24 protein-coding genes and 1 tRNA gene are annotated in these 23017 nt (G+C 57.0%); 13 read left to right on the forward strand and 12 right to left on the reverse strand.

Translation table 11 applies throughout. The features are described from left to right. The first annotated feature begins 32 nt into the window (after window positions 1-32). The 6 genes from BUA85_RS07305 (at window position 33) to lpdA (ending at window position 7212) form a co-directional block, all read left to right on the forward strand. The gene (locus BUA85_RS07305; RefSeq protein ID WP_072900159.1) at window positions 33-2993 is read left to right on the forward strand and encodes a 2-oxoglutarate dehydrogenase E1 component; all 2961 of its coding nucleotides are present in this window, start codon (window positions 33-35) and stop codon (window positions 2991-2993) included. Further along, on the forward strand, window positions 2990-4495 hold the full coding sequence (odhB, locus tag BUA85_RS07310; protein ID WP_072900160.1) for a 2-oxoglutarate dehydrogenase complex dihydrolipoyllysine-residue succinyltransferase: 1506 nt from the start codon (window positions 2990-2992) through the stop codon (window positions 4493-4495). Before BUA85_RS07305 ends, odhB begins: the two co-directional genes overlap by 4 nt. An 87-nt stretch (window positions 4496-4582) precedes the next feature. Continuing rightward, window positions 4583-4927 carry a hypothetical protein gene (locus BUA85_RS07315; RefSeq protein ID WP_072900161.1) on the forward strand — a complete coding sequence of 115 codons (345 nt, stop codon included), beginning with the start codon at window positions 4583-4585 and terminating at the stop codon, window positions 4925-4927. Beyond that, window positions 4924-5322: an MAPEG family protein gene (locus BUA85_RS07320; RefSeq protein WP_072900162.1), complete on the forward strand. Its 399-nt coding sequence runs from the start codon at window positions 4924-4926 to the stop codon at window positions 5320-5322. Before BUA85_RS07315 ends, BUA85_RS07320 begins: the two co-directional genes overlap by 4 nt. Then, window positions 5322-5732 (forward strand): MAPEG family protein, encoded by a 411-nt coding sequence (locus tag BUA85_RS07325; protein ID WP_072900163.1) that lies wholly within the window; start codon window positions 5322-5324, stop codon window positions 5730-5732. Before BUA85_RS07320 ends, BUA85_RS07325 begins: the two co-directional genes overlap by 1 nt. A 91-nt stretch (window positions 5733-5823) precedes the next feature. Then, window positions 5824-7212: a dihydrolipoyl dehydrogenase gene (gene lpdA / locus BUA85_RS07330; RefSeq protein WP_072900164.1), complete on the forward strand. Its 1389-nt coding sequence runs from the start codon at window positions 5824-5826 to the stop codon at window positions 7210-7212. A 78-nt stretch (window positions 7213-7290) separates the two neighbouring features. On the opposite strand, the gene BUA85_RS07335 is transcribed toward lpdA, so the two are convergent. Both BUA85_RS07335 and BUA85_RS07340 read right to left on the reverse strand, forming a co-directional pair. Further along, window positions 7291-7938 carry a GntR family transcriptional regulator gene (locus BUA85_RS07335; protein ID WP_072900165.1) on the reverse strand — a complete coding sequence of 216 codons (648 nt, stop codon included), beginning with the start codon at window positions 7936-7938 and terminating at the stop codon, window positions 7291-7293. A gap of 32 nt (window positions 7939-7970) precedes the next feature. Next, window positions 7971-8663, reverse strand: a complete 693-nt coding sequence (locus tag BUA85_RS07340) for a M48 family metallopeptidase (RefSeq protein ID WP_072900166.1) — start codon at window positions 8661-8663, stop codon at window positions 7971-7973. A gap of 108 nt (window positions 8664-8771) precedes the next feature. Here BUA85_RS07340 and BUA85_RS07345 point away from each other — a divergent pair, with 108 nt between their 5' ends. Further along, on the forward strand, window positions 8772-9104 hold the full coding sequence (locus BUA85_RS07345; protein ID WP_072900167.1) for a TIGR02300 family protein: 333 nt from the start codon (window positions 8772-8774) through the stop codon (window positions 9102-9104). Window positions 9105-9169: 65 nt separating this feature from the next. After that, a tRNA-Ala gene (locus tag BUA85_RS07350) sits at window positions 9170-9245 on the forward strand. A 236-nt stretch (window positions 9246-9481) separates the two neighbouring features. On the opposite strand, the gene BUA85_RS07355 is transcribed toward BUA85_RS07350, so the two are convergent. From BUA85_RS07355 to BUA85_RS07375, 5 genes are read right to left on the reverse strand one after another with little or no spacing between them, the layout of a single operon-like run. Then, a complete protein-coding gene (locus tag BUA85_RS07355; RefSeq protein WP_072900168.1) occupies window positions 9482-10438 on the reverse strand; it encodes an ion transporter in 957 nt (318 codons plus the stop codon). After that, window positions 10431-11621, reverse strand: coding sequence for a low temperature requirement protein A (locus BUA85_RS07360; protein ID WP_072900169.1), 1191 nt, complete (start codon window positions 11619-11621; stop codon window positions 10431-10433). The genes BUA85_RS07355 and BUA85_RS07360 overlap by 8 nt, the downstream gene beginning before the upstream one ends. Window positions 11622-11640: 19 nt before the next feature. Next, the gene (locus BUA85_RS07365; protein ID WP_072900170.1) at window positions 11641-12321 is read right to left on the reverse strand and encodes a glutathione S-transferase family protein; all 681 of its coding nucleotides are present in this window, start codon (window positions 12319-12321) and stop codon (window positions 11641-11643) included. Window positions 12322-12324: 3 nt separating this feature from the next. Then, entirely contained in the window at window positions 12325-13044 is a 720-nt protein-coding gene (locus BUA85_RS07370) for a glutathione S-transferase family protein (protein ID WP_072900171.1), read from the reverse strand. Next, window positions 13031-13639, reverse strand: a complete 609-nt coding sequence (locus BUA85_RS07375) for an NAD(P)H-dependent oxidoreductase (RefSeq protein ID WP_072900172.1) — start codon at window positions 13637-13639, stop codon at window positions 13031-13033. Before BUA85_RS07375 ends, BUA85_RS07370 begins: the two co-directional genes overlap by 14 nt. A 130-nt stretch (window positions 13640-13769) precedes the next feature. Here BUA85_RS07375 and BUA85_RS07380 point away from each other — a divergent pair, with 130 nt between their 5' ends. After that, a complete protein-coding gene (locus tag BUA85_RS07380; RefSeq protein WP_072900173.1) occupies window positions 13770-14141 on the forward strand; it encodes a winged helix-turn-helix transcriptional regulator in 372 nt (123 codons plus the stop codon). 513 nt (window positions 14142-14654) lie between these two features. Here the strand turns inward: BUA85_RS07380 and BUA85_RS07390 are convergent. Next, a complete protein-coding gene (locus BUA85_RS07390; RefSeq protein WP_072900175.1) occupies window positions 14655-15461 on the reverse strand; it encodes a class I SAM-dependent methyltransferase in 807 nt (268 codons plus the stop codon). A gap of 142 nt (window positions 15462-15603) precedes the next feature. Between BUA85_RS07390 and BUA85_RS07395 the strand changes: the two genes are divergently transcribed. Continuing rightward, on the forward strand, window positions 15604-16311 hold the full coding sequence (locus BUA85_RS07395) for a winged helix-turn-helix transcriptional regulator (RefSeq protein WP_072900468.1): 708 nt from the start codon (window positions 15604-15606) through the stop codon (window positions 16309-16311). A 543-nt stretch (window positions 16312-16854) separates the two neighbouring features. On the opposite strand, the gene BUA85_RS07400 is transcribed toward BUA85_RS07395, so the two are convergent. After that, window positions 16855-17751 carry a LysR family transcriptional regulator gene (locus tag BUA85_RS07400; protein ID WP_072900176.1) on the reverse strand — a complete coding sequence of 299 codons (897 nt, stop codon included), beginning with the start codon at window positions 17749-17751 and terminating at the stop codon, window positions 16855-16857. A gap of 116 nt (window positions 17752-17867) precedes the next feature. Between BUA85_RS07400 and BUA85_RS07405 the strand changes: the two genes are divergently transcribed. Beyond that, complete coding sequence (locus tag BUA85_RS07405; RefSeq protein ID WP_072900177.1) at window positions 17868-18260, forward strand: DoxX family protein; 393 nt, start codon at window positions 17868-17870, stop codon at window positions 18258-18260. A gap of 9 nt (window positions 18261-18269) precedes the next feature. Continuing rightward, the gene (locus BUA85_RS07410) at window positions 18270-19064 is read left to right on the forward strand and encodes a DODA-type extradiol aromatic ring-opening family dioxygenase (RefSeq protein ID WP_072900178.1); all 795 of its coding nucleotides are present in this window, start codon (window positions 18270-18272) and stop codon (window positions 19062-19064) included. An 876-nt stretch (window positions 19065-19940) separates the two neighbouring features. Here BUA85_RS07410 and BUA85_RS07415 read toward each other — a convergent pair. After that, window positions 19941-21137 (reverse strand): alpha-D-ribose 1-methylphosphonate 5-triphosphate diphosphatase, encoded by a 1197-nt coding sequence (locus tag BUA85_RS07415; protein ID WP_072900179.1) that lies wholly within the window; start codon window positions 21135-21137, stop codon window positions 19941-19943. On the opposite strand from BUA85_RS07415, the gene BUA85_RS07420 reads away from it, so the two are divergent. Further along, window positions 21136-21807: a DUF1045 domain-containing protein gene (locus BUA85_RS07420; protein ID WP_072900180.1), complete on the forward strand. Its 672-nt coding sequence runs from the start codon at window positions 21136-21138 to the stop codon at window positions 21805-21807. The genes BUA85_RS07415 and BUA85_RS07420 overlap by 2 nt on opposite strands. Here BUA85_RS07420 and phnN read toward each other — a convergent pair. Together phnN and phnL are read right to left on the reverse strand one after the other, a co-directional pair. Further along, window positions 21789-22331: a phosphonate metabolism protein/1,5-bisphosphokinase (PRPP-forming) PhnN gene (gene phnN, locus BUA85_RS07425; protein ID WP_072900181.1), complete on the reverse strand. Its 543-nt coding sequence runs from the start codon at window positions 22329-22331 to the stop codon at window positions 21789-21791. The two genes, BUA85_RS07420 and phnN, sit on opposite strands and share 19 nt — an antisense overlap. After that, window positions 22331-23014: a phosphonate C-P lyase system protein PhnL gene (gene phnL / locus BUA85_RS07430; protein WP_072900182.1), complete on the reverse strand. Its 684-nt coding sequence runs from the start codon at window positions 23012-23014 to the stop codon at window positions 22331-22333. Before phnL ends, phnN begins: the two co-directional genes overlap by 1 nt. Between the last annotated feature and the right edge of the window lie 3 nt (window positions 23015-23017).

The raw sequence follows: 23017 nt of genomic DNA on the forward strand, positions 1-23017 counted from the left end.
GTCTTGCTCAATAAAACGACAGAGGTCCCAACATGACCGACCAATCCCCCAACGACGTCTTCCATTCCTCGTCCTTCCTGCAAGGGCACAACGCGGAATATGTGGAGCAACTCTACGCCCGCTACGCCGATAACCCCGGCGCGGTGGATGAAAGCTGGCAGGCGTTCTTCCGCTCCCTCGGAGACGCTCCTACGGACACGAAAGCAGAGGCGGCTGGCCCCAGCTGGGCGCGCACCGATTGGCCGCCACAACCAAATGACGACCTGACCGCCGCGCTCGACGGTCAATGGCCCGCCGAACCCGAAGCGGCTGGCAAAAAGATCAAAGAGAAGGCCGCCGAAAAAGGCGTCACGCTGGATGAAAACCAAGTTCGCGCCGCCGTGCTCGATTCCGTCCGCGCTCTGATGATCATCCGCGCCTATCGGATCAGGGGCCACCTTGTGGCCGACCTCGACCCGCTCGGCATGCGCGACGCGACCCCGCACCCAGAACTGGACCCTGCCTCGTATGGCTTCAAGCCAGTGGATATGGATCGCCCAATTTTCATCGACAACGTGCTTGGCCTCGAAGTCGCGACGATGACCGAGATTATGGCGATTGTGAAACGCACCTATTGCGGCACCTTCGCCCTGCAATACATGCACATCTCCAACCCCGAGGAAGCCGGTTGGCTGAAAGAGCGCATCGAAGGTTATGGCAAAGAGATTGCTTTCACCAAGGAAGGCCGCAAGGCGATCCTTGGCTCGATGGTAAAGGCCGAGGGTTTTGAGAAATTCCTCCACGTCAAATACATGGGCACCAAGCGTTTCGGCCTTGATGGCGGCGAAAGCCTGATCCCCGCGATGGAACAGATCATCAAGCGCGGCGGCCAACTGGGCCTCGAAGACATTGTCATCGGCATGCCGCATCGCGGGCGTCTCTCTGTCCTCGCCAACGTCATGGAAAAACCCTACCGCGCGATCCTGAATGAATTCGAAGGCGGCAGCTTTAAGCCAGAAGACGTCGATGGCTCAGGCGACGTGAAATACCACCTCGGCGCCTCCTCCGACCGCTCATTCGACGGCAATAACGTGCACCTGTCCCTCACCGCGAACCCCAGCCACCTAGAGGCAGTGAACCCTGTCGTTCTGGGCAAGGTCCGAGCCAAGCAGGATCAGAAGAACGACGAAGACCGCACAAAGGTCATGGGCATCCTGCTCCACGGTGACGCAGCCTTTGCTGGACAAGGCGTTGTGGCCGAAGGGTTTGGCCTCTCTGGCCTCAAAGGGCACAAAACCGGCGGTACGATGCACATCGTGGTCAACAACCAGATCGGCTTTACCACAGCTCCGCACTTCAGCCGGTCCAGCCCGTACCCAACTGATATTGCACTGATGGTGGAAGCCCCGATCTTCCACGTGAACGGCGACGATCCAGAGGCTGTTGTCCATGCGGCGCGCGTCGCGACCGAGTTCCGTCAGAAATTCCACAAAGACGTCGTGCTCGACATCATTTGCTACCGCCGCTTTGGTCACAACGAAGGCGATGAGCCGATGTTCACCAATCCGGTGATGTACAAGAAGATCAAGACGCATAAAACTTCTCTGACGCTCTATACCGAACGACTCGTCCGCGACGGTTTGATCCCCGAGGGTGAGATCGAGGATATGAAAACCGCCTTCCAAGCTCATCTGAATGAAGAGTTTGAGGCCGGAAAGAACTACAAGCCCAACAAGGCTGACTGGCTCGATGGCCGCTGGTCGCATCTGGACAAACGCGATGGCGAATACCAGCGCGGTCAAACCGCGATCAAACGCGAAACCTTCGACGAGATCGGCAAAGCGTTGACCACCGTGCCGGAGGGTTTCCCGATCCACAAAACGGTTGGGCGCTTGGTCAAAGCCAAGACCGAGATGTTCGAAAAAGGCGAAGGCTTCGACTGGGCCACTGGCGAAGCGCTGGCCTTCGGCTCCCTCGCACTTGAAGGCTTCCCTGTGCGCCTCGCCGGTCAAGACTGTACGCGCGGCACGTTCAGCCAACGCCACTCCGCCTTCATCAACCAAGACACCGAAGAACGCTACTACCCTCTGAACAACATCCGAGAGGGTCAGGCGCAGTACGAAGTGATCGACTCGATGCTCTCCGAATACGCGGTGCTGGGTTTTGAATACGGCTACTCCCTCGCCGAACCCAACGCGCTGGTTCTTTGGGAAGCGCAGTTCGGCGATTTCGCCAACGGCGCGCAAATCATGTTCGACCAGTTCATCAGCTCGGGCGAAAGCAAATGGCTGCGGATGTCCGGCCTTGTTTGCCTGCTGCCTCACGGCTACGAAGGCCAAGGACCTGAACACTCCTCTGCCCGCCTCGAACGCTTCTTGCAGATGTGCGGGCAGGACAACTGGATCGTCGCCAACTGTACGACGCCTGCCAACTACTTCCACCTACTGCGCCGCCAGATCCACCGCGATTTCCGCAAGCCGTTGATCATCGTGACGCCGAAGTCCTTGCTCCGCCACAAAATGGCGATCTCCAAGGCCGAGGAATTCACCGAAGGCTCCAGCTTCCACCGGATCATGTGGGATGACGCTCAGTACGGCAATTCCGACACGAAACTGGCGGCCGATGACAAGATCAAGCGCGTCGTCATGTGCTCCGGCAAAGTCTACTACGACCTGCTGGAAGAACGCGACGCTCGCCGCATCAATGACATCTACATCATGCGCTACGAACAGTTCTATCCGTTCCCTGCGCAATCCTCAGTCAAAGAGCTTGAACGCTTCAAAAATGCCGAAATGGTCTGGTGTCAGGAAGAACCCCGCAACCAAGGCGCTTGGACCTTTATGGAACCCAACCTTGAATGGGTCCTCACACGGATCAAAGCCAAGCACACCCGCCCCGTTTACGCAGGCAGACCGCCCTCGGCCTCCCCTGCCACCGGCCTTGCCAGCCAACACAAAGCCCAACAAGCAGCCCTCGTCGATGATGCGCTGACCATCAAAGGATCAAAGAAATGAGCACAGAAGTTCGTGTCCCAACCTTAGGCGAATCTGTCACTGAGGCCACCGTCGCCACATGGTTCAAAAAACCCGGCGATAGCGTCGCTGTGGATGAAATGCTCTGTGAGCTTGAAACCGATAAAGTCACCGTCGAAGTCCCCAGCCCCGCCGCTGGCACATTGTCCGAGATTGTGGCCGCCGAAGGCGATACCGTCGGTGTCGATGCCCTGCTTGCGCAAATCTCTGACGGGGCCGCCGCCCCTGAGCCAAAGGCGGAAACACCAGCCCAAGCGCCCGCACCTGCTGCGGCCTCTGGCGGTGGTGAAAACATCGACGTCATGGTTCCAACGCTTGGCGAAAGCGTAACAGAAGCGACGGTTTCCTCTTGGTTCAAAGCCGCTGGCGACGCCGTCGCACAGGATGAAATCCTTTGTGAGCTGGAAACCGATAAGGTAAGCGTCGAAGTGCCCGCCCCCGCCGCTGGCGTCCTGTCAGAGATCGTCGCTGCTGAAGGCACAACCGTCGATGCCTCTGCCAAGCTGGCCGTCATCGCCGCAGGAGCCGCAGCCGCAGCGGCCCCCGCGCCTGCCGCCGCCGCACCAGCCGCAACCGCTAGCGCACCCGCTGGCATGAAAGACGGCCCCGCGGCTGAAAAAGCACTCGCCGAGGCTGGTATGACCCGTGATCAAGTCGCTGGTACCGGCCGCGATGGTCGCGTCACCAAATCCGATGTCGCTGCCGCAGTTGCTGCTGGCGGGTCCGCCCCGGCGCCTGCGGCGACCGCGCCCGCCCCACGTGCCCCCGTCGCCGCCGATCAAGCCGCACGCGAAGAGCGTGTGAAAATGACGCGCCTGCGCCAAACCATCGCCAAGCGCCTGAAAGACAGCCAGAACACCGCCGCGATGCTCACCACCTACAATGAGGTCGACATGACCGAGGTGATGGCCCTGCGCAACGAATACAAAGACCTGTTCTTGAAGAAACACGGCGTGAAGCTCGGCTTTATGTCCTTCTTCACCAAAGCCTGCTGCCACGCACTGAATGAAGTGCCAGAGGTGAACGCAGAGATTGATGGCACAGACATCGTCTACAAAAGCTACGTCAACATGGGCATCGCTGCAGGCACACCCACCGGCCTCGTGGTGCCTGTGATCAACGACGCAGACGCCATGTCCTTCGCTGCGATTGAGAAAGCGATTGCCGAGAAGGGTGCAAAGGCGCGTGATGGCAAGCTGTCGATGGAAGAGATGCAAGGCGGCACCTTCACCATTTCCAACGGCGGCGTCTACGGCTCCCTGATGAGTTCTCCGATCCTGAACCCGCCACAGTCCGGCATCTTGGGCATGCACAAAATCCAAGACCGCCCGATGGCGATCAACGGAGAGGTCGTGATCCGCCCGATGATGTATCTCGCCCTCAGCTATGACCACCGGATCGTGGACGGTAAGGGTGCTGTGACCTTCTTGGTGCGCGTGAAAGAAGCGCTAGAGGATCCACGTCGGTTGTTGATGGATCTTTAAACAGATGTTCCGCGCCGCACATAAGGGCATCGCGCGGACCTCAGGGGTGGGCGTGAAGCGCCCTCTCCTCGGGGGGAGGTCCGGGCGATGCCCGGCGACGCCGGGCAACCAGCTATGAACTCACCAAAGTCGAAAGATAGTGACGAAGGTACTCCCGATGGAACTGTTTATTGGCTTTCAAAGCATCTAGGTTGGCAACCAACATTGGGGTCTGAAATGCCGTCCTTGTGTGTGGTCTCAGCCATAGCCAAAGACAGCGACCATGAACACTGCGCTGGCTGCTGGGAAAAATTTGGGAGCGGAACAAAATTTGAAGGCAAAATTTTTGCGACAAACAAGGACTCGGAAGTAGCAAAACACTTCGTCTGTGAAAATTGCTGGGATTTGATGAAAAAAGTAAAAAATGGCGAACGAAAGGTAACAAGCCAATGACATCGGAACTCACTTACCTGCTATACACCGTTATCCTTCTGATCGTTCACGTGCTTTTTCAAGCTACCTTGTCTGACTTATCAAAGGGCCTTGGCTGGGCCCTCGGTCCTCAAGATGAACCACGTGACCAAAACGCCGTCGCCGATCGTGTCCAACGGGCGTTGCGTAATTTTCTCGAAACCTTTCCAGCGTTTGCAGCCTTGGCCCTCATGCTCGCCGTGACGGACAGCGGGACGGCTCAATCAGCTTTGGGTGCAGCAGTCTATTTCTGGGCTCGTATCGCCTATATTCCCGCGTTTGCATCTGGCCTTCCGCTCGTCCGGTCGATTGCCTGGTTCACATCTCTCGGCGGGTTGCTCCTGATGATCCTACCGTTCTTCATAAGCGCGACTTGATGACCCCTGAACTCCAAGTCCTCGCCTACGCCGTTGTCCTGCAAGCGACCCAATTCGCCCTGATGTCGATCTCGGCCAACCTCGACCTTGGCCCCTCCAAGACCCTCTCAGCCCGCGACGAATCCCACCTCGGTGGCCCGCTCTCAAGCCAGCTCTCCGACAAACCCGCCCGCCTCTACCGCGCGATGAACAACCACTTTGAGGCGCTGATCCTCTACACCGCCGCCGTTGTCGTCGTCGTCCTTGGTGACAAGACAACCGGCCTCACCGCGATCTGTGCATGGACCTACCTCGCCGCCCGCATCCTCTACGTCCCCGCCTACTACTTCGGCTGGGCGCCTTGGCGCTCTCTGATCTGGTTCACGGGCTTTCTCGCCACCCTCGCAATGGTCCTCTCCACATGGATTTGACCACCCCCTATATGTCAGCTTGTATGTACGGGCTGTGTACGCTGTGTGTACGCACGGTGTACAAGCAAAATAAGGAAAAAAGGAGCCTCCCATGGCCAGCTATGATGTCATCGTAATCGGAAGCGGACCCGGCGGATATGTCAGCGCAATCCGCTGCGCCCAGCTTGGTCTCAAGACCGCGATTGTCGAAGGTCGCGAAACCTTGGGCGGCACCTGCCTGAACGTCGGATGTATCCCGTCCAAAGCGCTCCTGCACGCGACCGAAATGCTGCACGAAGCACAGGCCAATTTCGCCAAGATGGGCCTCAAAGGAAAAGCGCAGACGGTCGATTGGAAGCAGATGCTCCAATACAAGATGGACACCATCGGGCAAAACACCCAAGGCGTTGAATTCTTGATGAAAAAGAACAAAATCGACTGGCTGAAAGGCTGGGGTTCGATCCCCGCCGTCGGACAAGTGAAGGTCGGCGATGAGGTGCATGAGGCGAAAAACATCATCATCGCCTCCGGCTCGACACCCACGGATTTGCCCGGTGTTGAAGTTGACGAGAAAACCGTCGTGACCTCTACAGGTGCGCTTGAATTGCCAAAGGTTCCAAAGACATTCGTCGTCATCGGCGGCGGTGTCATCGGCCTCGAACTCGGCTCCGTCTACGCCCGATTGGGCGCAGAGGTCACCGTGATCGAGTTCCTAGACCAGATCACCCCCGGCCAAGACAAAGAGATCGCCAAAACCTTCCAGCGCACCTTAAAGAAACAAGGCATGAAATTCGTCATGGGTGCCGCTGTACAGTCGGCCAAAAAGAAAGGCACTAAGGCCGAAGTCACCTACAAACTACGCAAAGATGACAGCGAACACACCATCACCGCTGACGCTGTCCTCCTCGCCACCGGCCGCCGCCCCTATACCGACGGCCTCGGCCTTGCAGAGCTTGGCGTCGAAATGACGGAGCGAGGCCAGATCAAAACCGACAGCCACTACCGCACCAACGTCACTGGCATCTACGCGATCGGCGACGCCATCGAAGGCCCGATGCTGGCCCACAAAGCCGAAGACGAAGGCATGGCCTGCGCCGAAGGCATCGCTGGCCAACACCCGCACGTGAACTACGGCGTCATCCCCGGCGTGATCTACACCCACCCAGAAGTCAGTAGCGTCGGCGCAACCGAAGAAGTGCTGAAAGACCAAGGCGTTGACTATAAGGTTGGTAAATTCAGCTTTATGGGCAATGGCCGCGCCAAAGCAAACTTTGCAGGTGACGGTTTCGTCAAAATCCTCGCCGACAAAGCGACCGACCGCATCCTAGGTGCCCATATAATCGGCCCAATGGCCGGCGATCTGATCCATGAGATTTGCGTCGCAATGGAATTCGGCGCCACCGCCGAAGACCTCGCTCGCACCTGCCACGCACACCCCACTTACTCAGAAGCGGTCCGCGAAGCCGCCCTCGCCTGTGGCGACGGCGCGATACACATGTAAGCATTTCCTCTTGCCAAAAATACCTCGGCGGTCTGGAGGCAGCGCCTCCAGAAAAAGGGGTGGGCGGGCGGGCCCGCCCTACCCCTTCAACATCCGCAATCCCTTGGTCGCATCTGCACGAATGGCCAAGCGTAACCCCGGCTCATCCCCGGCTTTCAACGCGCTCAAAATCAGCCGATGGCTCGCTGGTGGCTCTGTCCGGTTCAAACGCCCGTAAAGCGCGCTCATCGTCGGCCCTAACTGCAACCACACGGTCTCTGTCAAAGCCAACATCGCCGGCGCCTGCGCTCTCAAATACAACGTCCGGTGAAACTCCAAATTCATCCGAATATACCCCGGTGCATCATGCCGGGCGACCATCTGCGATACGCGGTTGTTGATCTGCTCGAGCCGCTCAATCAGTGCCAAGTGCGCCCGCGGCAAAGCCCGGCTGGCGAGTTCCGGCTCCAGCAGCGCCCTCAGTGCCGCTAACTCCTCAATCCGTTCGTTGGAGAGTTCCGGCGTCGACACGCGCCCGGAGGACGACAGCGACAAAGCCCCTTCAGCCACCAAGCGACGCACCGCTTCGCGCGCTGGCGTCATCGAGACATCAAATTCCTTCCCGATCCCGCGCAGCGTCAGCGCCATTCCTGGCTTGATCTCCCCATGCAGAATGCGGGTTCTGAGCGTTCGATAAACACGCTCATGCGCAGCGCCTACACCATCTTGCGTTTTAGGTCTTATCATGCGGTAATTTTGTGATCACAAATAAGCGATTGTCAATTACCGAAGTCATAACGATGCAAGCTATCCCCGTTTTCTCGCAGCCACCGACGATGCACCTCATAGTCCGGCATCAGCCCCGCCACAGTCTCCCAAAAGGCCGCCGAGTGGTTCATTTCCACCAGATGCGACGCCTCATGAGCAGCGACATAATTCAGCACATCAACAGGTGCCATGATCAGCCGCCAGGAATACATCAGCACCCCTTGTGACGAACACGACCCCCAGCGCGACCGCGTGTCTCGCAAACTTATGCGCGTATACCGCCGCCCTAACTCAGCTGCATAATGATCCGACGCCACAGCAAGCGCGTCCCGCGCCTTCAGCTTTAAAAGCGCCTTCAACCGCACTCCCGATTGGGACGCATCATCGGGCACATAGAATACGCCGTCCTCAAACCGAGCGCGCCTCACTTCCGCCGCAACAATCGGCGTCTCTACCCCGCCAAACATCACGCTACCGCCAATCTGAACGGAGGCTTTCGGCATTACATCCCCAAGGTGTTTACGCAACCACTCCTCCCGCTCTTGCAGAAACGCCATCGCCTCTCGGTCACTGCTGTATTTCGGGACGGTCAGAGACACCGCGCCATCCAGCCGCGACACCCGCAAGCTTAACCGTCGCGCCCGCGCTGATGTCTTCACATTCACCGCAATCGGGGGGTTGCCAATGCTGAACTGACGGCCCATATCCACCCTTCATCATTCAAACGTGTCAAAGCCTTTGACACCACGCTGTGCTTATGGCAGTTGGCGACGATCCGCTGCAAGAGCACGTTAAACAAAAGGGATTCGAGTATGCCGAAGGAAGAATGGGGAACCAAACGTCTGTGCCCAGAAACCGGCAAACGTTTCTACGATCTGAACGCTGACCCAATCATTAGCCCGTATACTGGCAATGAGGTCGCCGTCGACACTGGCAAGACCCGCACCATGGTTGCAGATGCCGAAGACGCACAAACCAAGAAAATGCAGGATGCCAGCGAAGATGATGATCTGGTGCTGGACGATGACGTCGATGACGATGATGTCGACGCCGATCTGGGCGATGATGTCCTCGACGACGACGATGACGACGATACAGTATCGCTGGACGAGTTGGCCGACGTGCCAACCAGTGACGAAGAATAATCCAGCCGGGGCGCGATCTTTTGCTTGATCTCGCCCCGCTCGCTGCCTAGAACGCAGCACAGTAAGGGGCCTTAGCTCAGTTGGGAGAGCGCTTGCATGGCATGCAAGAGGTCAGGGGTTCGACTCCCCTAGGCTCCACCAAAATCTCGAAAAATTTCGCCTTAAATATTTGATTTTACTTATCTATTTAAGTTTCCCACAAATTAGACCTCATCTGCCCCCCTTTATGCCACCTTTTTAATGTGCATTGGGCTGGGTCTGCTCCTTGCGACGCGGTTAGGTGTCGCGGCTGGCTTTTGCCAACTGAAAGTACCCAATCACGCACCAGGGGCAGACCACGTCTGAGACGATTTCGACACGAATGGGCGTTGATGTGGTCATGCGGATGTCTCCTTTTGATCTGACAAGCTACGCCCGCAGGACGGGCATAGATGCAATCGGGCCTGAACCTCTGCTTCAACCTCACTTCGGATTTGAAGAGCGGCGCGATAGGAAAGCCCGAGGGATTTACGTAGGTCTTCGATCTCGACCTCCTCTGCGTCACATATAAAGCCGTCCTCCAGCGCGCGCCGAAACTCCGCCTGCATGCTGGAGCGTCTGCGATGCAACTGGTCGTTTAGGCCACTGGCAAGGATGCCTGCTGGAAGGGCAGCCATGCCGATCCCAAGCACAGTGATGATGGCTCCAAATATTTTTCCCGCAATGGTTACGGGTGTTACATCACCGTAGCCCACGGTTGTCAGTGTGGCGACAGCCCACCACATGGCCGCCGGGATCGAGCCAAAGGCGTCGGGCTGCACTTGATGTTCCACTAGCCAGGCCCCGCTAGCCGCAAGCACCAGCATCACGATCAGAATGAAAAAGCCCGCGAAGAAAGCGCCTGCCTCTTCCTCGAAGACAGCCAGCAACATTCCAAGCGCAGGAGAGTAGCGGGTCAGCTTGAGGAGACGGACGATCCGGAACGCGCGCAGAATCCGAAGGTCAACTGGGAACAGCAGCACCAATAGGGCCGGGAGAATGGCCAGCAGATCAATGATGGCTGATGGTGTGACCACCCAAGCCCTGCGCGACCGGTTTTGCGGGTTTTCGGGGACGACCCAAAGACGGGCCGCATATTCGATGATGAACATCGTCAATGAGATGCGCTCGAAGACATCAAATGCAGGCTGCCATACGGCGTAGATTGTACTGACCGTCTCCAGAATGACTGCCGTGACATTGGCCGTGATCAGCAAGATCAGCGCAATTTCCAGCAAACGTGGGCCTCTGGCTTCTCGGTCGGGACGTTCAAGCCACCAGTAGACCCGGGCGCGAAGGCTTGCGTGTTCACTCATGCCGAAACCTTAGCCACGCGCGGGTGACCGGGATGATGATCTGGGAAAACAAGGCCGTGCCCCACAGCAGATTGCCCACAATTGCAGGAACATGCGGCACGATAAAGAACGTGGTAATGGCCAATGCGATCCCGAATAAGCGGACATCCCCGCGACCGAATTCCGATGCGACACGATGTTCGATGACGTGCTGCAAAGCCCACAGCATGGCGATGTACCCGGCCAAGCCAAAACAGCCGATAGCCGCGTATTTGGTGGGATAAGGGGCCCAGAACCCTACCTTGACCTCGGCGGCAAGGGCCACGCCCACCATCACACCACATAGCATCAGAGAAAGGTGCGACAGCCACCACGTGATCAGTGTCGACGGCCGATTGTCCTTTGGTTTCCCATTGCCGACGAAGTCAAAATAGATCCAGCACATGACGAACATGGACACACCACCGATGACGAAATTGACCAACACGTCAGGAGAGACCTTGTAAATGCCCTTTTCCGAGAGAGTGACCACCAATTTGAAGAACCCTTCCCCCAGCACGATCAGGGTCAACAAAGCAAAGCGCTCGGCCATGTGACCGGCCCGCGGGATGAACCTGTCAAACCGAAGGACAGAGACCTCCGGGATCATGTAAGGAAGCTGCGTCGCCACCATCACCGCTGCAAAGGCCCAGAAGGCAAAGGGTTTTGGCAGGAACGCGGTGATTGCAAACAGGACAGCGAAGATCGCGAAATTCCTGGCCTGTTCCGAGCACATGGAATGGCTGGACGCATTGACGCGCCGCGCGCGAAGATACAGCGCGGCGAGCATGGCGCGGTTGGCTGCAAAGCCGAGTGCAAAGAACATCCAGCCGCCCCCTTCTATGGCTGGAATGGCCGCCGCCATGAACATCAGCGTACAGATCATCACGGACATGATTACCCGATGCCAGACATCCGTACTGACGTAGATCGAGTTGAAAAGGCTCAATTCACCCCATGCGTACCAGAGCGCGACAAAGACCCCCGCAAACACCAGGAAACCCTGCACATCCAGATGATGCGACAGGTAGTTTCCAAGCTGAAAAATCGTCACAACATGGATGAGATCGTAGAAAAGCTCGGTCCAGTGCACGTGTTCATGCGTGTGATCGAGTTCGTGATGGTGCTGTGGTTTCCGCCACATCGGATGATCGTGCAACGCCATGTACATCAATCCCTATCTGTCAGGCCGCATAGCGGGCACGCGCCCATCTGACGACTTCGGTTTTTTCTTCGCTAGCGATGACGGAGGCAAAGCCGGGCTGATCGAAACAGCGTCCCAGCCATTGGGCGACCATCGGCCAGCGTGCTTCATCGAGTTGAAATCCGGCCAACCTGGCGCCGCGCAACCAACTTGCCATGGCGATATCGGCCACGCTGAAATCCCTTGCCACAAAGGATTCGTCGCCGATCAGGTTCGCCACGGTGTCAAGCAAAGGCGGAGCAAGCTGCGTAATAGCGTTTTGTACCATGTCTTCCTTGCCCTGGGCTTTACCGAAGTAATACGGCACGACGATCCGTTGACCGAACATCATACCGCCGAAGACCTGGGCCATCTGACCGTCGGCAAAGCGTTGCACGTCGAGGGCGCGGGCACGCAATTGAGGGTCTTTTGGAATGATGGCGGGCGACGGAACGGTCTGATCGCTCCAGGCCACGACATCGGCGCTCTCGGTGATCGGTGCCGCACTTTCGCCCGGGATGAGCACGGGCACAGTCCCCGCCGGATTGACGGTCAGCACTTTCTCGCGCTCAGTGTAAGGGACGATGGGATCAAGCGTGTAGCTGATCCCTTTCGTCTCAAGTGCGACCCGAACCTTGCGCACGAAGGGGGATACCGGATAGCCGATCAGAGCGACGCCCATGGCTCAGCCCTTCTTGGCGTCGGACGCGAACCGAGCCGCGTTTTCCGCCGCAAAAGCGCCGTCGTCGGCCTTGGCGTCCCAGAATTGCGGTTGCGCCTTGGGAATGGTCAGGGCCTTTTGCACGGCGGGGCGAGCGTCAATCCGGTCAAACCACGCCTTAAGGTGTGGCAGGTCATCAACCTCGACCTTGGCCCAGACATAGGCCCGCGCCCATGGATAAGTGGCCATATCCGCGATGGTGTATTCATCGGCAGCTAGCCAATCCCGCCCTTCAAGACGTGTATTCATTACCTCAAGAAGGCGACGCGATTCCGACACATAGCGATTGATCGAATAGGGCTCGTCATGCCCGTTCGGGGCCGCGATGCGTTGGAAGTACATGGCTTGCCCCATCATTGGACCAATGTGACCAACCTGAAAGAACAGCCACTGCATGACCTCGGACTGCTTCACTGGATCGGTCGGCAGGAACTCTCCGTATTTCGTAGCCAGATGCCACAGAATCGCCCCGGATTCGAAAATCGCGCGATCCTCGGCGCGATCCACGATGGTCGGGATTTTGCCATTAGGATTGAGCTTCAGATAGCCCGGTGCCTTCTGTTCCTGCTTGGCGAAGTTGATGAAGGTCAGATCGTAGGGGACTTCAGCTTCCTCAAGGAAAATGACGGGCTTATACCCGTTCATCGTGGCGGCGGTATAGAGGTGAATGTCAGGTTGCGACATGGGACGTGTCTCCGAAATGAGTGGTGAGATGCGTGTCGAAACGCGCGAAATCGGCTGTGACGTTGGGATTTTTCATCACGTCATGAGCCGAGAAAGTTGGCAGGGGCGTCATGCCGAAGAACTTGGCGTTCAGGTGGACGGGGCGTAGTAGATCGTCGATGCTCGCGCCTTCGAAGAAGGGTTCGGAGGAATCGTCAAACGCCTCTGACGGCGCATTCAACGTGGTTGAGATCATGTAGCGTGTGCCGGTCAGCGCCCCGCCCATACCGTAGTTGGCCTTTGGCGCATCGGGGCTGCGGCCATCGCCGTTGCAGAGGCGCCCGTCCATGCCTGCGGTGTACACCTCATCCATGTATTTCTTGAATGACCACGGCACGCCCATCCAGTTCACCGGGAACTGCATGATGATTGTGTCGGCCCATTGGTGATTGGCGATTTCTTCCTCGACATCATACCCCTCGGCCACCTTTGTGAGCCGCAGGTCGTGGCCTAGGGCCTTCAGGACCGCCTCGGTGCGAGTGGCAAAGGCTTCGTTGAGTGCGCCCGGTGCAAAGGGATAAGGCTGTGCGCCGTTGAGAATGAAGATGTTGCTCATGTGGATTACCCTTGGATTGGAAATGCGAGTCTCTTGACTCGCGTAGGTCTGTTGGTGAAGTTGCGTGAGCAAGATACAAAAATCAACCAGTATACTTTTGGTAACCTAATAACACGCGAGGGCGAACAAGATGAAGGCAAGAGTGGAAGCCGACGCAAAGGGGCGCCGCCATGTGCATGACGCCTGTATTGAGCCCTGCGCAATCGAACGCGGGATGCGGGTTATTGGCGGTAAATGGACCGGATCGGTCCTCTGGCACCTCAAGGACGGTCCTGTGCGGTTCAACGATTTGGCCCGCATGATTGGGGGCGCGTCAAAGAAGATGATCACAGAAAGACTACGTCAGTTGGAGGCACAAGACCTGATTAACCGGCAGGTGATGGATACCGCGCCAGTCTCTGTTCAATATGAAATCACGGAGTTTGGCCGCACGGCCCTGGGTTTCTTGGAAGAACTTCGAAAATGGAGTGAAAGCCTGCCGGAAGACATGGTGAATGACTGAGCTTCCGCGCCTTAAACCCTTGCCGATCCCCGAGATACATCCCATTCCCGAATACGCCGCGACAGGAGCATTGGCAGAAACGTTTGCGTGCATAAAGCAAGGCTTGGGCATGCCTTGGATGGGAGTCATTGCCATGTGTCTTGCTGCCTTCACACCCGATCAAAGCGTGAGCCAGCAAATAGGGTCCATGCTTTGTGAAGTTTGAAAGCGGCGACTAGTTTTGAATGATGGAGTGCCGACCTTGTCCCGCGACCTCATTCTTGAGCGTGTCGTTTCCGCTGCGGATGGAATGAACGCCCGGTTTTCCCGCTGCGCAGCGGCGTAGAGATTTACGCTGTTGCAGCGATTTCCGCGCAGCGAGAAAACTAAATTCACAGGTTGGGCTCAGTCCTGCCATTCGCTGCATAGCAGCGGGTTGCAACCATTTGAACTGCAGCTAGGCGGGACAAAACGACCATTGCTTTGGAGCTATCCAACGGCCGCTTCTGAGGGCTAAGTCTTTCGCGCCAATCGCTATTCAGTTGATAACCTGGCAAGCACCACCTTGAAAGCGGCGCCGAACTCGATCCGACCATCTGCCTTGCGGTATGGAGCGATGGCCGAACGATGCGCTTCATCCACCGCATCCTTGCCTGCCAAGCTTATTGCATTGGCAGCTACGCCAGATGCGGCGAGACCCGCGAGTGCCGCCGGTTCATCGGGATAAGACCAAGGACTTTCGACATCGAATACATCGTATGCTTCGAACCCGCCTTTCTCAACGAACTGACGCAGAACTTCGTCATCAGACAAAGCGAACGGGCCCGGTGCGTTGGGTGGCGGCGGCGGCAAGAGCGGCTTCAAAACTGTCACTACCTCAGCTGCTTCCATGCCTTCCGGATTGCCCCAAGTCGCGATGGCTATTGTGCCACCGGGTGCAAGGACGCGTTTCACCTCTGACAAAGCTTCGGCGACATCCCCGGCATATTGGATGGCATTGAAACTTGTCACCAGATCAAATCTGCCATCTGCAAACGGGAGTTCCTGCAAATCCCCTACTTGAAAGGCCGCTGCCGGTAACCGGGATTGGGCAATGTCGATCATCGCACTCGATGCATCGAGACCAGTCACCACCGCTCCCAGCGCGCTGGCTTTTGCGGCCGCCATTCCTGCCCCGCAACCGATGTCGAGATATCTTGTCCCCTCGCCCACGCAAGTTCGGTCGAGAACCGCATCGAAAACAGGTGCGATTGAGGCTTCCTGATACTTAGCCCAATCCTGCGCTCGGTGGCCCCACAACTCTCCGTTGGCGACCCCTGTCATCCTGGTGTTCTGTGTCATCGTTTTCTCCTCACTATGCGATGACCAACTCAACCATGGCGCAGTTCAGTCAGAGTAGTGCGTAGAAGGTACTGATGCTGGTACTTCAGGCGTACTAGCCCAAGTGCGTTTGCTGGGTATGATGGGCAGTGAGGAGTTTCTTATGAACGTCAAACCATACGGTCTTCTATGTCCGATTTCCCGTGCCAGCCAATTGCTGGAACCTAGATGGACTATTCCAATCCTGACTGAAATTTGGGCCGGAGCCACCAGGTTCAACACTTTGCGACGACGCCTTGGCAGCATCTCCCCCGGGGTTCTCTCCCGGCGACTTTCGGAGATGGAGCACAATGGTCTAGTTGAACGTGTCGAAGACAAAGCAACGGGTGCCGTGGACTATATCCGTACGCCGAAATCCGAAGCGTTGGAACCTGTCATCAAAGCGCTCGGGGTCTGGGCACAGCAGAACATTGAGGCAGAGGTTGCGCTTGCTGGAACACTTGCCTCACCTATGATGTGGAAGTGTCAAAGCGTGCTCCAGGTAGACGCTCTGCCTGACAAGCGATCCGTGATCCGCTTTCATTTCAGGGATGAGCCAACGGACTACGACACTTTTTGGTTTCTGGCCCAACGAGGAACGCCTCCTGAACTTTGCGTCCACGATCCTGATCTGGATGTTGACCTATATGTTGAAACAACACTGGTCGCGATGGGCGGAATTATCATGGGGCGAACGACGTTGGCAAAAGAGACAGAACTGGGTTCCTTCTTTCTGAGTGGCGATCCACGACTGGCGCGGACATTTCAAAACTGGCTACCCCCAGCACCCTACGCGAAGGTTCCTGACATCCTCCCACTGCGACTGGAGTGAGAAAACCGGACGTTCGCTGAGCGCGCAGCATTTGGGAGGTCTGGGCTCCTTGCAGTCGTTCGCTGTGGCTCGAAATAACGAACGCTTAGCGGACGAAGTGCACTTGTGCGCTTTCAGCTTTCGTTGACGCAGAGAACCTTCGCGACCGCAGCGCTCAAATTCAAGCACTACCCTGTATTTCTCTTTAGCGGTCGTTTGAAGGAAAGTGTCTTAGGTATCCCAATCCCCCCATTATTGGGCGCGCAAAGGCCTTTATGAAACTTCTAGGCCTTCTGCCGTACCTCCCTAGCGAGAATCCGATCTGCGTGCTTCGTATCAGCATCGAAAGCAGAGCCGTTGGTGCGAGGCGTATCTGCCGTGGATCGGCTAAGTGCAGGTCATAGGCAATCCCGGTCGGTGTTAACCCGGGGCGGGCCAGATAAATGACACGGTGGTTACGAAATCTCTGGCTGACATGGGCTATGATGGCCCGATCGGTATGGAGGCCTTTGCCAAGGGCGATGAAATCGCAGCACTTGAAGCTTGTTGGAGCGCATTCACGCTTTAGATTGTCTTCGTGCGGCCGCGCGCAAAGTCAGCTGCGGTGTCGATAAAGCTTCGGACGGTCGCCGGCACGAAATTTTGCTTGGTATAGGCAAAGACCGCTCTGAATGGCGCGGTCTTGTACTGCGGCAAGACAGGAATCAGGTCCGGATCACCCTGCAGATTGGGAAGATTGAAGCGTGGCAAAAGACCAATTCCCAAGCCCTGCTCAACGTAGTGCTTTAGGGTTTGAAGGTCGTCCACGTCCAGCCAGCCCGACGACTTCAAAGACAGGGTTTCACCTGCCGGGCCCATGAGGTCGATTTTGCTTTGCCGCGTGCGAAGCCAGATTAACCGATGCCGCTCCAGATCTTCGGGGCGGGTCGGAAGGGTGAACTGTGCCTGGTAAGCCGATCCAGCCCAGAGAGACAAAGAGCCGTTTGTGAACGTTCGAATAACAAGGCTTGCGTCGCTGAGCTCACCGATACGTATGGCGAGATCAACTTGTTCCGAGACCAAATCGACAAAGCTGTTTGTCACGCGAAGGTCGACGTGAACATCCGGATAGCGCTTGAGATAGGTGTCGATAATCGGAGCCAATGCGATCTGTGCAATATCGGGTGGGGCGGTCATGCGCAGGGTTCCCTGTGGCTCTGACCTATTCTGTTGCAGCGCGGCACTGGCCTGTTCGATCGTTTGAAGCGCGGGTGCACAACTGCGGTAGTATGCGTCCCCGGCCTCAGTCAGGCTTTGCTTGCGCGTCGTGCGTCGCAAAAGCGAGACGCCAAGCTGCTCTTCGAGACGCGATACCTTCGCGCTGACGGTCGTGGTTGGCATGCCGAGTTTGCGTGCTGCGCCCGCAAAGCTTTTGGCCTCAACAACTGCCACGAAAACATCCAGCCCATCGAGCTTGTTCATGCGATCTCCAATTGTCCCGTATATGGGATAGTGAAAACATAAAATCCCAAATAGTCGAGATAAGGCTCACTGTCTATGTTTGCGAACATCTGAAAACAGGACAGTAGAGGTTCCCAATGTCCAAGAAAACAATGGCCCTTTGGGGCGCACAAGTTCTTCTGGCGGCCGTTTTCGCGCTGGCCGGCTTCATGAAAGCAACGCAGCCAATCCCTGACCTGGCGGCTATGATGGGATGGCCCGGTGAGGTGCCCGTCGCGCTCGTTCGTTTCATCGGCGCTGCCGAACTTGCAGCGGCTGCAGGCCTGATCCTACCCGTCCTGACGGGTATCATGCCACGCCTGACCGCGTTGGCTGCGCTCGGCCTCGCAACAATCCAGGTGCTGGCCATGGGCCTGCATATCTACCGTGGTGAACTCGAGGTGCTGCCGGTTAATGCCGTGCTGCTGGCCTTGGCCGTGTACGTCATCCTGGGACGTCGCACCTCGCGGTCCGTGCCCGCTACCGCCTGAGGTGACACAATGACCAAAATGCCAACCTTCTATATCTCGCACGGCGGAGGCCCATGGCCATGGGTGCCGCAGTTACGCGCGATTTTCAAAAACCTGGAAGCGTCCTTTGTGCAAATGGAGGAGGACCTACCCGAGCGGCCCAAAGCCGTTGTGATGATCTCTGGTCATTGGGAAGCCGATCAAGTGCGGGTCATGTCGTCAGACGCGCCAACGATGGAATACGACTATTCCGGCTTTCCGCCCGAAACCTACCAGATCAGGTACGGTGCGCCCGGCGATCCGGCCTTGGCGGAACGGATCATCGGGCTGTTGGCCGGGGCGGGGATCTCTGCCACGCCAGACCCCAAACAGGGCTATGATCACGGGACCTTTGTGCCAATGCAGATCATGTACCCGGATGCGGATGTGCCGCTGATCCAGGTGTCCATGCTGAGCTCCTATGATCCTGCAAAGCATTTCGAGATCGGCCGTGCGCTTGCGCCGTTGCGCGACGAGGGCGTTCTGATCATCGGTTCGGGCCTGAGCTACCACAACATGTCAAAGATGAACCCGGCGGCAAAAGTGCCCTCGGCCGGATTTGACGCGTGGCTGGGTGAGACGCTGGCCAAGGCACCGGAGGCCCGAACAGCGGACCTGCTGAACTGGGAAAGCGCGCCCCATGCCCGCGAATGCCATGTCAAGGAAGACCATTGGGTGCCGATCTATGTCGCCGTTGGCGCAGCAGAGCAGGCAACAGCAACCCTTGTCTACCACGAAACCGATCTTTTGGGCGGCATAACCGCGTCGAGTTATCGGTTTGACTAACAGGAACAGGGACAAAAAACGCTGAAAGCCCTCATGAGAAAACCTCATTGGCTTTGGTTGCTTTTGTCCTTACCCGCGCTTGCCTTTGCGATGAACGGGGCAACGCAAGATGTTCAAGGCGATCTCGAGTTCATCATGCCGACGATGGGTTGACAGAATTGACGGGGCCTCAGCCCCGTCATTCTCCCCGAGGCATGCGTTATTGACTGCGGTCGTTTCTGAACGATGATGCGTCCCTCGTTCCCGGCTTTACGATTTGTTGTGACGGCTGGGAGTTGGACTCTTGGCATCATGTGCCCTCTGATCCTCCCTCCGGAACCAAGCATCAACACAGTGCCGACGATGACATCATAGCATCTGATCGAATGGCCGCTTTACCTGCTGAAGGGCAGCATCAGATTTATTGCTCCCACAGCATTCTCTGTGCTGCGAGCGCACGCAGAGAAGAAATCGAATTCACAGGTTGGGCTCGGAGCCGTCGTTGGATCGATCGCAGCATGTGCGCCGGTCAGGCAACGCCTTTACGGCAAGGCCGGCCCGAAGTTGCCTTTCGTCTCGCTAACAAGTTGCGGCGGCCGTAGTCCACATAGCTGACATTCGCCGCGGCCGCAAAATTTAACAAAGCTTAGACGCACGGATCACGGACAATCCTACTGTCGCCTGATGTCTGCAACTTTTGCCGAGTCTTAGAAACTGTCATGACTTGGTGCCGAGATCCGACTTCAGCCAGGAGTGTATGCTGGTCTTTTCTTGAAAGCAAAGCTGCCATTCAATGCAGCACCCCAATATCCGTTCGAGCCTGGACACGCCTATATGCGCTGTGAGAAATTCGCCAGGCTCCGAGTGGGTGTGATGCCTTAAGACTAAGCTAGATCGTCAAGCAACCTGCTTGCCTTGGCTCCAAGCACCGCAAAGTACAGGTGCTTTGCTGGTCTTGCGAACACGGAGTACATCGCCGCGCTGGCCGATGTCTAGGCGTCCGCGATCGCGTAGGCCAGCGGCGGTCGCAGGATTGCAGGTGACCGTCGCAACCGCGCGCGGCAAGTCGGACCATAATTCAGCCAAATAGAAAGCGGACAACAGCAGAGCAGACGGCACATAGTCCGACGAAACGATATCGAGTAAATCAGCCTTAGCGAGTTCTTCCGCTGCAACGTTTCCAGAATGTGACCCCCCGCGGATCAGATTAGGAGCACCCATCATAACCGCGATCCCTTGTTCGCGGCAGGCTTTCGCGGCTTCGAAGGTTGTCGGGAATTCCGCAAATCCAACTCCATTGGCCGACGAAGTCACGACTTGCTCTGCTGTTGTATCATCGTGACTGGCCAAAACCGCCCCCAGTCGGCGGGCTTCCTTCACTGCACCTGCCTCATGAGCAGCGCCGAATTTCTTTTGTAAGGCCAAAAGGTTCTCGACATGTTCAGCAAACTCCGCCTCGTTCATTCCGCGTTTTTTAGCAACGTAGGTTCTAAGTGCGGTGAGGTCGCGGAACTGCCGTTGACCTGGTGTGTGGTCCATGAGGCTCACGATGCCCACACGGTCATCCGCGCTGAATGCCGCAAGCTCGTCCATTAGGGTTTCGGAACAAATCTCGGCCCGCAGATGCAGGAAATGGCTGATCTTGAACAGACCTTCTGCACGCGCAGCCAAAAGTTCATCCGCAAGTTTGCGAGCATAATCAACATAACGCCCCTTTTTGCCGCTATGGATGGAGCCAACGCGCATTGCATCAAATACTGTGGTGATGCCTGTTGATGCTAGTTCCGCGTCATGCGCAATCAAAGCAGGTAGATGAGGCCAATCAACCTCTGGCCGCGGTTCGATATGGCGCTCGACATTATCGGTGTGCAGTTCAACCAATCCGGGCAGCACGAAATCGCCCTGACAATCCGTTGCCCCCTCAGGAACGTGGTCACCTTCAGAAATTTCGGTGATGACACCTTGTTCGATGGTGACTGATCCCTTTAGGACCTGATCAGGCAGGATAAGCTGGGCATTTGCCAGCCAAAGGTCGCTTGTCGCACCGTTGTCATATGTCTTTGTAAAAGAGGCCGCAGAAAAAGGGGAATTCATGTCATACTCTCGATTTCCGATCTATTTTATCCCACCCGAAGGCCCCTTGGCCGATTTCGGCGCGGCGTGGCTGGGGTGGAACGTTGTGACGGGTCGTGTGGCCGCTCAGCCGGAGGTATCCGGTTTGCGTGACATCACGATGACACCGATGAAGTACGGGTTTCATGGCACCTTGAAGCCGCCGTTTAGGTTGGCTGACGGTATGTCTGTTGAGGCCCTTGAGACTGCCGTTGGGGAACTGGCCGCGTCTTTGAAACCTGCCGCTTGTGATAGATTGGCGCTCACCACATTGGGTGGATTCCTCGCTTTGACGCCGCAAGGCGACGCAACCGGGTTGCGGCGCATAGCTGACGCCTGTGTTCGCGACTTGGACAGGTTCCGCGCCCCTGCGCCAGACGCTGAGCTTGCGCGCCGCCGGCAAGCAGGATTGACGGACCGGCAAGAGGCACTGCTGACGCAATGGGGCTATCCCTACGTGATGGAGGAGTTCCGCTTTCATCTGACACTGTCCGGACGTCTGCCCACCGCGGACATCGCCCACTGGTCTGCTGTGGTCGAACAGCACCTGCCGCCCATAACAACACCGTTCCCCATCGATCAAATCGCGCTTTGTGGAGAGCGGTCGGACGGTCGGTTTGAACTGATCCAACGCTACGCCCTCACCGGTTGAATGAGTGCCGCGGCCCGGGCAACTGTCTGGTTCAAAGGTCCATCGTTTGAAACTTCGACAGTGTCTAAGCCATCTGGCAAGCACTTCTGCGCGACAGAAATGCGTTGGGCTATCTCTTCTTCAGATTCACGGCCACGCGCAGTCAGCCGTTTTGCTAAAGTTTCCGGTGAGGCGGTGATATTGAGAACCAGAAAATTCGGGAAGATGGAGGCCCCTTCAGAAAGGGCTTTGCGAGAAAAGTTAACGAGACAATCCGTTCCCTTGGTCAATTGGTACTTCACGGTGATCGGAATGCCGTACCGTAGACTATGGCCCCCCCAATGCAGCGCAAATGCTCCGCTTTGGACCATCGTATCGAATTCCTCAGGCGAAACAGCGTCGTAGTCTTCGCCGCCGAGGCCTGGTTCGCGAGTGATGACACGCCGAACGACATGAAGATCGGGCATAAGGCTTTTCAGCCCAGACATAACGCTGTCTTTGCCAACGCCGGATGGACCGACCACGGCGATGACCCGGCCGGTCATCACGCTGCCATCTTCGGGGTGAAAGCACTGACATCTATTTCTCGATCGCATACACGGTCCCGCGCAGCTTCATCGTGGAAGATGCCGATGATCGCAGCACCCCGCGCCTTTGCCTCTTCAATGAGGGAGAGAACGACCTCTCGGTTCGCCGCGTCGAGACTAGCAGTCGGTTCGTCTAGCAACATCGCTGGGTATTCATGGGCAAACCCGCGAGCGATATTAACTCGCTGCTGTTCTCCGCCAGAGAATGTGGTGGGCGAGAGCGACCAAAGACGTTCCGGGATGTTGAGTTGCGACAGCAGTTTCTTTGCCCTGGCTTCGGCGTCTTTAACCGACACACCAACCGCACGCATCGGCTCTGCAACGACCTCCATGGTTGGAACGCGTGGGACAACACGCAGGAACTGACTGACATAGCCGAGCACCTCGCGACGCAAGGCAATCACTTCACGCGGTTCGGCTTGAACCAAATCGACACCACCAATGCGGATTTCACCGGCTTGGGTCAGATAGTTGCCGTAAATCATCCGCATCAGCGTTGATTTGCCAGCACCGGAGGCCCCCGTCAGCGCCACGCATTCACCTTTCGCGACCGAAAGGGAGACATCGTTGATCACTTCGATGACAGCACTGCCCTGATTGTGCAGCGTAAAGGTTTTTGAGACGTCTTTAAGTTCAATCATGGC

Origin of the sequence: Cognatiyoonia sediminum, assembly GCF_900129845.1 — a bacterium.
Lineage (GTDB): Bacteria > Pseudomonadota > Alphaproteobacteria > Rhodobacterales > Rhodobacteraceae > Cognatiyoonia > Cognatiyoonia sediminum.

Excerpts from the sequence above, each read along its gene's own strand:
- BUA85_RS07305 (WP_072900159.1), top strand. The coding sequence starts at position 33 with ATGACCGACCAATCCCCCAACGACGTCTTCCATTCCTCGTCCTTCCTG.
- odhB (WP_072900160.1), top strand. The coding sequence starts at position 2,990 with ATGAGCACAGAAGTTCGTGTCCCAACCTTAGGCGAATCTGTCACTGAG.
- BUA85_RS07315 (WP_072900161.1), top strand. The coding sequence starts at position 4,583 with ATGCCCGGCGACGCCGGGCAACCAGCTATGAACTCACCAAAGTCGAAA.
- BUA85_RS07320 (WP_072900162.1), top strand. The coding sequence starts at position 4,924 with ATGACATCGGAACTCACTTACCTGCTATACACCGTTATCCTTCTGATC.
- BUA85_RS07325 (WP_072900163.1), top strand. The coding sequence starts at position 5,322 with ATGACCCCTGAACTCCAAGTCCTCGCCTACGCCGTTGTCCTGCAAGCG.
- lpdA (WP_072900164.1), top strand. The coding sequence starts at position 5,824 with ATGGCCAGCTATGATGTCATCGTAATCGGAAGCGGACCCGGCGGATAT.
- BUA85_RS07335 (WP_072900165.1), bottom strand. The coding sequence starts at position 7,938 with ATGATAAGACCTAAAACGCAAGATGGTGTAGGCGCTGCGCATGAGCGT.
- BUA85_RS07340 (WP_072900166.1), bottom strand. The coding sequence starts at position 8,663 with ATGGGCCGTCAGTTCAGCATTGGCAACCCCCCGATTGCGGTGAATGTG.
- BUA85_RS07345 (WP_072900167.1), top strand. The coding sequence starts at position 8,772 with ATGCCGAAGGAAGAATGGGGAACCAAACGTCTGTGCCCAGAAACCGGC.
- BUA85_RS07355 (WP_072900168.1), bottom strand. The coding sequence starts at position 10,438 with ATGAGTGAACACGCAAGCCTTCGCGCCCGGGTCTACTGGTGGCTTGAA.
- BUA85_RS07360 (WP_072900169.1), bottom strand. The coding sequence starts at position 11,621 with ATGGCGTTGCACGATCATCCGATGTGGCGGAAACCACAGCACCATCAC.
- BUA85_RS07365 (WP_072900170.1), bottom strand. The coding sequence starts at position 12,321 with ATGGGCGTCGCTCTGATCGGCTATCCGGTATCCCCCTTCGTGCGCAAG.
- BUA85_RS07370 (WP_072900171.1), bottom strand. The coding sequence starts at position 13,044 with ATGTCGCAACCTGACATTCACCTCTATACCGCCGCCACGATGAACGGG.
- BUA85_RS07375 (WP_072900172.1), bottom strand. The coding sequence starts at position 13,639 with ATGAGCAACATCTTCATTCTCAACGGCGCACAGCCTTATCCCTTTGCA.
- BUA85_RS07380 (WP_072900173.1), top strand. The coding sequence starts at position 13,770 with ATGAAGGCAAGAGTGGAAGCCGACGCAAAGGGGCGCCGCCATGTGCAT.
- BUA85_RS07390 (WP_072900175.1), bottom strand. The coding sequence starts at position 15,461 with ATGACACAGAACACCAGGATGACAGGGGTCGCCAACGGAGAGTTGTGG.
- BUA85_RS07395 (WP_072900468.1), top strand. The coding sequence starts at position 15,604 with ATGAACGTCAAACCATACGGTCTTCTATGTCCGATTTCCCGTGCCAGC.
- BUA85_RS07400 (WP_072900176.1), bottom strand. The coding sequence starts at position 17,751 with ATGAACAAGCTCGATGGGCTGGATGTTTTCGTGGCAGTTGTTGAGGCC.
- BUA85_RS07405 (WP_072900177.1), top strand. The coding sequence starts at position 17,868 with ATGTCCAAGAAAACAATGGCCCTTTGGGGCGCACAAGTTCTTCTGGCG.
- BUA85_RS07410 (WP_072900178.1), top strand. The coding sequence starts at position 18,270 with ATGACCAAAATGCCAACCTTCTATATCTCGCACGGCGGAGGCCCATGG.
- BUA85_RS07420 (WP_072900180.1), top strand. The coding sequence starts at position 21,136 with ATGTCATACTCTCGATTTCCGATCTATTTTATCCCACCCGAAGGCCCC.
- BUA85_RS07415 (WP_072900179.1), bottom strand. The coding sequence starts at position 21,137 with ATGAATTCCCCTTTTTCTGCGGCCTCTTTTACAAAGACATATGACAAC.
- phnN (WP_072900181.1), bottom strand. The coding sequence starts at position 22,331 with ATGACCGGCCGGGTCATCGCCGTGGTCGGTCCATCCGGCGTTGGCAAA.
- phnL (WP_072900182.1), bottom strand. The coding sequence starts at position 23,014 with ATGATTGAACTTAAAGACGTCTCAAAAACCTTTACGCTGCACAATCAG.